Source organism: Gammaproteobacteria bacterium, from assembly GCA_003696665.1.
GTDB lineage: Bacteria > Pseudomonadota > Gammaproteobacteria > Enterobacterales.
On record RFGJ01000522.1, the window covers coordinates 1 to 1,319 of the forward strand.

Sequence of the window (1,319 nt, forward strand, 5' to 3'; positions counted from 1 at the left end):
AGTTGCGCGGGCGGCTTGATTGTGCTATGATTTCATTGCCACGCGCCCGCATCGCGTGTGCCACCGCCGGGAGTGCGCCAACACCCCGGCTTTTTTGTTTCGGTTTAGTATAGCATAAAGCCATCGTATTGAGCGATGCTTGAAAATAGTTTTTTCAGCCTATGGTGTTGGATATGCCCGGTTTTATTTCATCGTGGTGCAAAACGTGCTATATCCCCCCTGAATTCAACCAAAACAGGAGGTATGCGCCATGATGTTACACACTCTTGTCGAAAAGTTCTTGTTGTCCTACAAAGGGGTTTATGCCCCTGCTACCGTCAAATGGTACGAGAACCGTCTGAAACCTTTGCTGAAAACTCTGGGGGAGAAGAATATAGAAGAAATTACCATTGACGACTTGAGGATGTTGTACGTCAAAATGGCCGAGCAGACGCAGACCTATACGGAACACCCCCACGCGGGGAGAAAGCCAACCGAGAAGGGATATTCAAAGTATTCCCTGCACGCTTTCGTGCGAGCCTGGAAACGTTTGTTCAAGTGGGCAGTGGAAGAAGGACATCTCAAAATCAGCCCTGCCGCCCATTTACAGAAGCCACGCCTGCCTCAGCCAAATCCGAAGGTCATTTCGCGGGATGATGTCATCAATTTACAAAATGCCGCCCTGAAATTCTCCACACACCCTGAGCGTGACTATGCAATTATTCGCTTTTTGGCTTCTACGAATGCCCGCGTGGGAGGCGTGGCCAGATTGCAGTTGACAGACCTGGATATAGAACATAGAATCGCACGAGTACGAGAAAAGGGGAAAGGAGGAAATGGCAAAGTACGCCCCGTTTTCTTCGATGAAGAAACGGCAGACGCTCTCAAGGCGTGGTTGGAAATCCGGGATAGAGATGACAACTTGGTCTTTGGTATCGGTACGGCAGGCATCTATCAGATGTTGAAGCGATTATCGAAGAAGGCTAGATTGACCGGACCCTATAACCCTCACGCCTTTCGGCATGGCTTTGCCAAAGGCGTATTGGAGCAGGGAGCCAACCTTGCTCAGGTCAGCCAAATGATGGGACACTCAACCCCTACTGTCACCGTGGAATACTATGGACAATTTGCCACCCGTGAACTCCAGGAATTTTACGACCGTTACTGTTGGTTGAAGAACACATCCTCGAAAACGGATGCCGACAAACAACCCTGATTCAGGCGGTATTGAGGTGATTTTACTTTTAAGCCATTGGTTGCAGGTTCGAGTCCTGCCGCGCTCACACCAACCCGCCCTTCAGGGCGGGTTTTTTTTCGAGTATGCCCATGGATGTTTATTC

General features: G+C 49.7%; 1 protein-coding gene. It reads left to right on the plus strand.

Features of this window, described 5'->3' with window-relative positions; all coding sequences use genetic code 11:
- The first annotated feature begins 250 nt into the window (after nucleotides 1-250).
- The gene (locus D6694_12710; GenBank protein ID RMH38105.1) at nucleotides 251-1,195 is read left to right on the plus strand and encodes a hypothetical protein; all 945 of its coding nucleotides are present in this window, start codon (nucleotides 251-253) and stop codon (nucleotides 1,193-1,195) included.
- The last annotated feature ends 124 nt before the right edge of the window (nucleotides 1,196-1,319 follow it).